This is a genomic window from Streptomyces sp. NPDC059816 (assembly GCF_042732055.1).
Lineage (GTDB): Bacteria > Actinomycetota > Actinomycetes > Streptomycetales > Streptomycetaceae > Streptomyces.
Genome location: NZ_JBHWIQ010000018.1, coordinates 20,612 through 29,730, shown reverse-complemented (window position 1 = coordinate 29,730; position 9,119 = coordinate 20,612). Strand labels below are relative to the sequence as shown.

Below are 9,119 nucleotides of genomic sequence, written 5' to 3'. Positions count from 1 at the left end.
GGGGGGGGTTGGGCCCCCCGCACCCACCCGGGTGGCCGTATCCCCCCTCGCCCGCGGGCCGGGGCGGGCGGGGGGGCCCCCCCCGCCCCCGGGCCGCCCCCACGACGTACTCGGGGTCGGGCAGCTCCTTCGACCCGCAACGCCTCAGACGGGCAGAGACCCGCGGGGACGGTCGCGGCAGCCGGTCTTCAACGAGCTGCGGTTCACAGCGTCTTGCTCAGATGGTCTGCGAGCAGGGCGGCGAAGCGCGCCGGGTCAGTCAGGTCCCCGCCCTCCGCGAGCAGGGCGGTGCCGTACAGCAGCTCGGCCGTCTCGGAGAGAGCCGGGTCGTCGGAGCGCTGTTCGTGGGCCGTACGCAGACCGCTGACCAGCGGGTGCTGAGGATTGAGCTCAAGGATGCGCTTGACCGGCGAAAGCCCCTGGCCCATCGCCTTGTACATCTTCTCCAGCGCCGGCGTGAGACCGTCGGTGTCGCTGACCAGGCATGCCGGGGAACTGGTGAGCCGGGTCGTCAGGCGCACGTCCTTGACGTCGTCGAGCGTCTCGTTGAGCCAGGTCAGCACCGCTGCGTAGGCGTCAGCCTGTTCGGGGGACGGTTCCTCCTCGGAAGGCAGGTCGAGCACGCCCCTGGTGACGGACCGGAACTCCGTGTCCCGGTAGTCCGGCACCGCCTCGGCCCAGATCTCGTCCACCTGGTCCGTGAGGAGGAGGACCTCGTACCCCTTGGCCCGGAAGGCCTCCAGATGCGGGGAGTTCTCGACCTGTGCACGGCTTTGACCGGTCATGAAGTAGATCTTGTCCTGGCCCTCCGGCATCCGTGCGAGGTAGTCGGCGAGGGTGGTGGGCTCGTCGCCGGCGGTGGAGGTGAAGGAGGCGAGATCGAGGATCGCCCGGTGGTCCTCTGACGCGTCGAGGAGTCCTTCCTTGACGACGGGCCCGAACTCACGCCAGAACGTGCGGTACTTCTCGGCGTCCTTGTTCATCAGGTCCTTGACGGAGGCCAAGACCTTCTTCGCCAGCCGCCGCCGGATGAGTTGGATGTGGCGGTCCTGCTGGAGGATCTCGCGGGAGATGTTCAGCGACAGGTCGGCGGCGTCGACGACCCCCTTGACGAAACGCAAGTGGTCCGGGAGGAGTTCGCGGCTGTTGTCCAGTATGAAGACGCGCTTGACGTACAGCTGTAGGCCGTGTCGGGTGTCGCGCTGGTAGAGGTCGTGCGGGGCCCGCGAGGGCAGGAACAGCAGGGCCTCGTACTCGAAGGTGCCCTCCGCCCGCATCTGGATGATGTCGAGCGGATCCGTCCAGTCGTGGCTGATGTGCCGGTAGAACTCCTGGTACTCCTCGTCGCTCACCTCCGCGCGCGGACGGGCCCAGAGCGCCTTCATGGAGTTGAGGGTCTCGTCCCCGAGCCGGACGGGGAAGGAGATGAAGTCCGAGTACCGCTTGATGATCTCCCGGATCTTTCGTTCGTCGGTGTAGTCGTAGAGCGCGTCCTCCTCGTCGGCGGGCCGCAGGTGCACACAGACCGAGGTGCCTTCCGGAGCGTTCTCCACGGTTTCGACGGTGTACGTACCGTCGCCAGTGGACTCCCACCGCACGCCTTTTTCCTGACCGGCCTTGCGGGTGAGCAATGTGGTCCGGTCGGCGACCATGAACACGGAGTAGAAGCCGACCCCGAACTGGCCGATCAGTTCGGCCGACTCCTTGTTCTCCTTGAGGCGGCGCAGCGTCTCGGCGGTGCCGGACTTGGCGATGGTGCCGATCAACTCCACCAGTTCGTCACGGGACATGCCGATGCCGTTGTCCCGCACGGTCAGCGTGCGGGCCTCCGCGTCGGCCTCGATCGCGATGTGCAGGTCGTCCGCCCTGAGTGCCTCGTCCTTGAGGCCGGCCAGACGTCGTTTGTCCAGGGCGTCGGAGGCGTTGGAGACGAGTTCCCGCAGGAAGATGTCCTTGTTCGAGTAGATCGAATGAACCATCAGCTCCAGCAACTGCCGTGCTTCCGCCTGGAACTCCAGCGTCTCGGTGCTCATCGTTTCCCTTCGGTTCGGTTGGTCTGACGACAGCCCTACCCTTCCAGAGGTCACGCTAGGTGTGCACATGTAGGCACGCGGCTCGGCGGGGGCGAGTTCGGGCTGTTCGCGAGCAGCGATGACGTGGTGCGCTCCAGGGCACTGAAGATCGCTTCCCGTGCTCAGGAGGGTCGCCTCCCGTTCTGGGGCGGATTCCTGGCGGATCGGGTGACGCGGTCGTCGGAGTCCGCCACGGACAAGGCGGCCTCCGGCCGGGGCTCGCGGTGGACTCCACCGTCCCCGTCGTCGTGCGGGGTGCGGCGGTCGGGACAGGTCTGAAGGCGCTGCGGGTCCTGGTGCCGTACGACGACAAGAAGTGGTCGTCCGTCGGGACCTCGGCCCCGGAGGGCTGCGCTGAGCTGGGCCGGAGACGACGTACTGCGTGCTCCGGGCGAACCAGAACGCCCGGTCGGAGATCCAGTACGCTGACGATTGCCACACGGAGGTCAGCGCAGCCGAGCGTCGCGACCGGGACGACTCGGAGCGGTTGACCGGTCCGTCCGCTCACGGGTCGACGACCCCGCTGACGACTTCCGTCCGGGCACAACGGATCCGCTGTACCGCACGTGTTGCTGACGACTCCGCCCCATGACCTCGTGCATGGAGACATCAGATGCCATGCGTACCGACTTGGAGGAGGCGACGGTGTTCGGACGGGGCACGGGGTTGATCGCGGGTGCCATGACCTTGGCCTGCATGGTTCTCGTCGGCCCCAGCGCACCGAGCGCTGTCCTCTTCGCGAGGTCGCTGCCCGCCGAAGCGGTACGGGACGTCGTACCGAACCGGGTGATGACGTGGAACCTCTGCAACCCTTGCAAAGAAGGCAACGTCGACCAGGCGGCGGACATCGCCACCTACGCACCCCAGGTCATCGGCCTGCAAGAAGCGTGCGTGCGTGACGTCGAAAGGATCCGGGACTACCTGGAGGGCGTGTACGGGCTGGTCTACCACGTCGAGTACGGAATGGTCCTCACCCATCGAGGCCGCTGCGGGGGAATGCCGTGGAGTCCGGGGGCCTTCGGCCAGGCGATCCTCTCGGCTGCGCCGATGACGGACCGCGTGAAGGCGGAGTACCCGGACGGCGGCTCCGAAGACCGTGGCTATCTGGCCGTCACCACTGAGGTGGGCGGCAAACCCGTCCGGGTCTTCAACACGCACCTCGCCCAACGACGCCAGGAATCAGTCCGGGCACACCAGGTCGAGGTGCTCGCCGAGGACGTCGCCCGGCATGACCGTGCGATCGTTCTCGGGGACTTCAACGCCGTGCCGGACGCCCCCGAACTCGCTGACATGTGGGCACTGGCCGCGGACGTGGACCCCGAGTGCCGTCCCTCCCTCGTCGGTGTCTGCAAGCCGACCACCGACTGGCAGAGCAAGTTCGACTACGTCTTCCTGCGCGGCATCACCCCGCGCGAGCACGGCGTACATCCCACCACGATCTCGGACCATCACCTGGTGCACGCCGACCTGGACCCGAGCTAGGCCCCTCTCCTTAGCACCATGCCCAGTACCGGGTGGGCCTTTGGAGCATCTCCACGCGCCGACGGCACACCGTGGAGTGGGATGGTCGGGGCCGCTGGACGCGGCCGAAGTCGGATGAGGCAGGGTGAACGGCATGGTGACCTCGGCCGGCCCGTCAGCGGGCACGTCGGTACGCGCAGCCTCCGCGGACCTCCTGGATCCTGCCGCGCTGTCCGTCTCGCTCCAACTGTTGGGCAGCCCGGCGCTGTTGTTCTACCGGCCGGACCAGGAGGAGTGCGCCCGCCGCGCACGCGTCTCAGCGGCCCGCTTGGACCGTCTCGAAGTGCTCCAGACCCTCCTCGAACTGCCCGTCGACGAGCCCGTCGCCCTGGCGCCGCTGCCCGCACACCTCCGTGCGGCGGTACGTCGGCTGCCGGCCGGCGCCGCCGAGCTCGACCAGCGTGCGGTCACCCGCCGCGCGGTACGGCCGCTCGTCATCGATCTCGCTGTGGTCCGGGCGAGTGCCGCGGGCTGGCGCGGAGGTCTGGAGCGAGCCGGCCGCTTCGCCCCCTTCTGCCGGCGTGCGCTGCTGCTGGAACGCACTCCACCAGTGGCTGAGGAGATGCTGATGGAAGCCGCCTTCTACGGCATCGGCATCCTGGTGGCCGACGGTGAGCGCGTGAACATGCTGCTGGAACCCCGACCCCACGCCCCTCTTCGTCACACCCCCGCAGCCTGGTGTTTCACCGAGGAGTTCCACCACCGCATCTGCTAGTCACGGCTTGCTGAACTCCGAGCCGACCGTGGGGCGCGCCACGGACGGAGCCTGCGGTGCGACGGGGTCCTGCGCCCACTGCCGCAACTGCCGGGGCACTTCGAAGGCGCTGGACCCGGGATGGTCGAGTTCCGCGTTGAGCACCGGGTACCGGTCCACCGCGCGTCGGCAGAACTGCTGCCACCACGCGGGCCGTCCGGCCGGATCGACGGCGTCCATGGTGCGCAGCCACTCCATCAGTACGGCCGCGTTGTGGGCCGCCGCCGGCACCTGCGCCCGATTGCTGACGAAGGTGTCCAGTTTGCGCCCCTCACAGCCGACACACCAACACACCGGCGGCAGACCCGCGGCGAACAGCCTCGCCAACCTCTCCCCGAGGAAGAAGCCCATCAGCTCCGGCAACAGCACGGAGGGCGAGTTCGGTCCGCCCGCGGAACGCTTGGCCGCCTGCCCGGGCGGCACGATGTGCCGCACACTGCTGGTGGCACCGAAGGCGGAGAACGCCGCGCCGTGGGCGAGGGCTCCGAACGCCGCCAGGTCGGCCCGGAGCAGCGCCGTGCCGGGCACCTCCGCCAGCAACCGCTTGAGGTTGCCCACTGCCGAGGAGAAGCCTGCCAGCGGGTCCATCTGTCCGCCGAGCATGACCGCTTTGGGGTTCGGCACGAGATTGAGCCATCCGATGAACTGCTCGACCGTGCCGTCGCGCAGCCACCCCACGTCCGCGGGAACACTGAAGATGATGTGGGGGTCCTCCAGCTTGAGGACCTGGTGCACGGCGGCCTTGAGCGCACCCAAGTCGTCCGCGTGCAGATATCCCGTGGGCGTGAGGGCGGCCGTCGCGCCCACCCGGTGACCCACCTGCGCCTCGATCGAGAGCTTCAGCGGGTCGCCGAAGGCCAACTGGCCCGCCACGATGTCGGGAAAGGGATCGTCCTCGGTGGCCGCCGCCTCGGTGTAGACGGCGGGATCCGCGAGCAGCGGTCCCGTGAACCCCTCCTCACGCAACCTGCGGGCCTTCGTCGCCGCCTTCGGACCGCTGACGACGAGCCCGCTGCGCACCGGATCGAGGTGCGCGCGAATGTAGCCGACCCGGCTCACTCCGGCCTGCAGCAGCAGCCTTCCCTGCAACTGGCCGGACAGGAAGGGTTGCTGGGCGGCGGCTGGGCCGGAAGGCTCCGCGCAGTCGGAGTCGGAATCGGGGCCCGGACGCGGGGTGGGGATCGACTCGGTCATGGCCTCACCTTCGAAGCGAGATGCACCGCCGCGCCCTCGCGCGGGGCGTACAGCAACGGGACGTTCTCGGGTGTCAGCCGGGCACAGCGGGCCGACTCCCCGGGGTGGAGACGGTCAACGACGCGCACGTGCGGTGGTGAAAGATTAGCTTCACATATTCCTCCTTGTGGCGAAGTCGCCAGAATTGACGGGATCTCAAGCAGGACGGCACGGGCGGCATGACGGCATCGGTTCACACGGACGGCTACGCGAAAGGACCGTGCCCGCCGCCCGAGTGAAGCGGGACGGCGGTCACGGCCGTTGCCTTTCCAGACGCCTGACCAGGTATGTGCGTGTATGGGGCGCGGACCTTCAGGCGACCTACGCGGCCTTGGACAGGGCCGACCTGTCCATCCGGGACACGGGCCGGTCGTGCGTCGAGGGCACGGTCGCCACCTGTCGTCCACCATGGCGCGGCCACAGCAGGAGTGCGGCGACGGCGCCCGCTCCGGCGAGGGTCGCGAGGACGGACCAGGCAAGGGAGAAGCCGGAGTTCGTACCGAGCCATCCCGCGATGGGATAGGTGATCAGCCAGGCCAGGTGCGACAGGGAGAACTGGGCTGCGAAGACCTCGGGGATCGCGTTCGGTTCGACGGAAGCGCGCAGGACGTTACCGGTCGGTGTGATGACCAGCGCCATGCCGATGCCGATCACGGTCCAGACGATCGCCGTACCGGTCCATGTGGCCAGGCCGGCCGTGGTGAGGGTCACTGCGGCGATCGTGCCGCCGACGAGGACTCCCGCACCGGTCACCATGACGCTGCGAGCGGTGATCCTGCGGAGGACGCGGGGGAGCACGAGGGCGGCCAGGAGGGTTCCACTGCCGGAGGCGGCGAGTGTCCATGCGACGTCCGACTGCGAGCCGCCGAGCTCGTCACGGACGTAGTTGACGGTGTTGACGACGACGATCGACCCCGCCGCCGCGACCACGAGGTTGAGCGCCATGACGCCGCGCAGTTGCGGTGTCCGCAAGAAGGTCCTGATGCCTGCCACCACCTTGTCCCGTACCCGGGTGTGGGCACTGGGGCGGGCTTCGGGGATGCGCGTCGGCAGGATGAGCAGCGCGGAGACGAGGAATCCGACGGAGGTGCCCAGGAACAACCAGTTGAAGCTCATGAACGCCAGGGCGACCGCCGCCAGAACGGGGCTGAGCAGGCTCTCCATGGTGGAGGCGACCTGGGACGCCGACAGGGCGCGGGTGTAGTCGGACTCGTCGGTGACGATGTCGGGGATCACGGCCTGGAACGTCGGGGTGAACGCTGCGGACGCGGCCTGGAGCAGACCGATCAGGACGTAGATGTGCCAGACCTCGGTCACGAGCGGCAGCGCCAAGACCACCGCTGCGCGCACCACGTCGAGGAGGATCAGGAGGGTTCTTCTGGGGAAGCGGTCGACGTACGCGGCGGCGAGGGGGGCTATGACCACGTACATGACCATCTTGACGGTCAGGGCGGTGCCCAGGACCATGCCGGCGCGCGGGCCGGCGAGCTCGTAGGCGAGCAGTCCGAGGGCCACTGTTGCCAGCCCGGTACCGAACAGGGCGATGATCTGGGCGCTGAACAGGTGGCGGTAGTCGCGGATGGCGAACAGTCGCATGGCGTGTCCTTCCGTGTCCATGCGGTGGGGCACGGCCTCGGGGCGGAGGCCGTGCCCCACAGTGGGAGGCCGGGATGTCCCTACACATCGGTGCCGCTCTCCGGCGTGAGGCCCGCGAGCAGGTTGAAGGCGCCGGTGAGGACGTTGAGGGCGACGACACCGACGACGTCGGCTATCGTGCGGTCGCTGTAGCCGTGCTCACGCAACGCGATGACCTGTTCGTCGGTGATCGACGTCGGGGCGCGGTAGATCTGGAGGGCGAGGGCGATGATCGCCGCGATCGCGGGATCGGCCGAGGTGCCTGAGCGGGCGCGCTCGATCTCTTCCTCGTCCACTCCGCGTGCGCGGGCAGCACTGACGTGCGCGTCGAGACACAGCCGGCACCCCTGGAGGACCTGGATGGCGATCGAGATCCGTTCGCTGGTCCCGCGGTCGAGTTTGGCTCGTCCCATGGCCCGGCTGAGCTGGAGGTATCCGCCCAGAACGGCGGGTGAGTGCGCCATCGTGGAGACCATGTCACCGAGCGGGCCGTGGCGGGAGGCCAACTCGGCGAGGAGGTCACGCGAGGCGCCGACCGCCGTGTCGGGCGTGAGGCGGGCGAGGCGGGGCATGACGGTCCTTCCGACGTGGATGCACCGGCGGCGGGGCGCTCGTGCTGCGCCGTGCGTCCCGGCCGCCCGTCATCCAGTGGTGTGCATGCGGTCAGTGGTGGCCGTGGTGGTTCGCGTGTTCGGGTGTGGCCTGGGCTGCCGCGTCCGGGCGGTGGGTGGCCGTGGTGGTCCGCACCGTGAACTCGGCCGTCCGGACGACGTCGCCGTGCTGGAAGTCCAGGTAGAGGCGGTAGGTGCCACCTGACGGCGCGGTGGCCATGAAGGTGATCTCGGGCCCGGGTTCGGTCGTGCCGTCACCGGGCTCGCCCTCCGGGTGGACGTGGAGGTAGCCCAGGTCGCCGACCCGCAGTGCCACCAGGTGCCCGTACGCGCTCAGGTAGGGCTGCAGGTCGGTGACGGGCTGGCCGTTCCGGTTGACGGTGAGTGTCAGGTCGCTCGCTCCACCGGGTTCCAGCTCTCCGTCGAGGGTGACGCTGTAGTCGCCGATGTGAGCGGTGCGGGTGTCCTCGGGAAGCGGCTGGGGGTCGTACTGCCCGGCGACCGAAGCGTCGATCCCCAGCGTCAGGGTCCCCTCGTGGCCGGCCGGGTGGATGTCGGCGAAGAACCTCCAGTCTCCGGGTACCAGGGTCACGTCGACGCTCCAGGTTCCCTTCTCGTCCCTCACCGGGTGCACGTGCTGGAACCCGGTCGTGTCGCGCCGGACCACGATGAGGTGCAGTTCCTTCCCGTGTTCGGGAGTGAACGCCGTCACCGGCTGTCCGTCGGGGCCGGTGATCCGGAAGGTGACCGTCTGCACTCCGGCGGAGAGGATCGTCGAGTCGAATTCGAGGGTGTATCCGTTTTCGGAGACCGAGAGGCCGCCGGGACGGGCCCCGCCGTGGCCGCTGTGGCTTGTCATGTCGTGGCCGGAATGGTTCGTCATGGTGTCTCCGCCTGTCTGATACGTGCTGGTGATGCGTTTCTGGTGGGTGTCGGTGCCCCGAGCACCCACCAGAACCATATACCCCCCAGGGGTATTCCTCAAGAGATCGTTTGAGGGCGGCGTGTCCTCACGGGAACCCGCGCCGAGCGAGGCGGCGCCGGGCATCGATCCGCACCCGTAGGGACGACCGGCAGGTCGAGTCCCGAGTGCCCACCCTCCTGTCGCCACTGCGCAACTGCGCACTGGCCAGGCCGTGTCCGGCGCGGTCGTCGCGGCCCTCGCTCGCGGTGTGGCTGCCGGGCCTTGGTTCGTCGCGGTCACCATCCGCTGGTACCTCGACCTCGTCGTCGCCCGCGGAAGGCTGCCGTGGCACGCGAAACCCCGACGGCCGGGCCTTGGTTAGTCTGCAC

General features: G+C 68.8%; 7 protein-coding genes. 2 read left to right on the top strand and 5 right to left on the bottom strand.

Annotated elements, in window-relative coordinates; all coding sequences use genetic code 11:
* Nucleotides 1-203 precede the first annotated feature (203 nt).
* Nucleotides 204-2,033 (bottom strand): molecular chaperone HtpG, encoded by a 1,830-nt coding sequence (gene htpG, locus ACFV88_RS23265; protein ID WP_385493702.1) that lies wholly within the window; start codon nt 2,031-2,033, stop codon nt 204-206.
* A 657-nt stretch (nt 2,034-2,690) separates the two neighbouring features.
* Here htpG and ACFV88_RS23260 point away from each other — a divergent pair.
* Together ACFV88_RS23260 and ACFV88_RS23255 are read left to right on the top strand one after the other, a co-directional pair.
* Nucleotides 2,691-3,554 carry an endonuclease/exonuclease/phosphatase family protein gene (locus ACFV88_RS23260; protein ID WP_385493700.1) on the top strand — a complete coding sequence of 288 codons (864 nt, stop codon included), beginning with the start codon at nt 2,691-2,693 and terminating at the stop codon, nt 3,552-3,554.
* A gap of 133 nt (nt 3,555-3,687) precedes the next feature.
* Entirely contained in the window at nt 3,688-4,308 is a 621-nt protein-coding gene (locus ACFV88_RS23255) for a hypothetical protein (protein WP_385493699.1), read from the top strand.
* Here ACFV88_RS23255 and ACFV88_RS23250 read toward each other — a convergent pair whose 3' ends face one another.
* The 4 genes from ACFV88_RS23250 to ACFV88_RS23235 form a co-directional block, all read right to left on the bottom strand.
* Complete coding sequence (locus ACFV88_RS23250) at nt 4,309-5,541, bottom strand: hypothetical protein (RefSeq protein WP_385493698.1); 1,233 nt, start codon at nt 5,539-5,541, stop codon at nt 4,309-4,311. It abuts the gene before it with no gap.
* Nucleotides 5,542-5,901: 360 nt separating this feature from the next.
* The gene (locus tag ACFV88_RS23245; protein WP_385493696.1) at nt 5,902-7,176 is read right to left on the bottom strand and encodes an MFS transporter; all 1,275 of its coding nucleotides are present in this window, start codon (nt 7,174-7,176) and stop codon (nt 5,902-5,904) included.
* An 80-nt stretch (nt 7,177-7,256) separates the two neighbouring features.
* Nucleotides 7,257-7,787, bottom strand: a complete 531-nt coding sequence (locus ACFV88_RS23240; protein WP_385493695.1) for a carboxymuconolactone decarboxylase family protein — start codon at nt 7,785-7,787, stop codon at nt 7,257-7,259.
* A 91-nt stretch (nt 7,788-7,878) separates the two neighbouring features.
* Nucleotides 7,879-8,709 carry a hypothetical protein gene (locus ACFV88_RS23235; protein ID WP_385493693.1) on the bottom strand — a complete coding sequence of 277 codons (831 nt, stop codon included), beginning with the start codon at nt 8,707-8,709 and terminating at the stop codon, nt 7,879-7,881.
* Nucleotides 8,710-9,119 lie beyond the last annotated feature (410 nt).

Coding starts and splice junctions, on each gene's coding strand:
- htpG (WP_385493702.1), bottom strand. CDS start 2,033: ATGAGCACCGAGACGCTGGAGTTCCAGGCGGAAGCACGGCAGTTGCTG.
- ACFV88_RS23260 (WP_385493700.1), top strand. CDS start 2,691: ATGCGTACCGACTTGGAGGAGGCGACGGTGTTCGGACGGGGCACGGGG.
- ACFV88_RS23255 (WP_385493699.1), top strand. CDS start 3,688: ATGGTGACCTCGGCCGGCCCGTCAGCGGGCACGTCGGTACGCGCAGCC.
- ACFV88_RS23250 (WP_385493698.1), bottom strand. CDS start 5,541: ATGACCGAGTCGATCCCCACCCCGCGTCCGGGCCCCGATTCCGACTCC.
- ACFV88_RS23245 (WP_385493696.1), bottom strand. CDS start 7,176: ATGCGACTGTTCGCCATCCGCGACTACCGCCACCTGTTCAGCGCCCAG.
- ACFV88_RS23240 (WP_385493695.1), bottom strand. CDS start 7,787: ATGCCCCGCCTCGCCCGCCTCACGCCCGACACGGCGGTCGGCGCCTCG.
- ACFV88_RS23235 (WP_385493693.1), bottom strand. CDS start 8,709: ATGACGAACCATTCCGGCCACGACATGACAAGCCACAGCGGCCACGGC.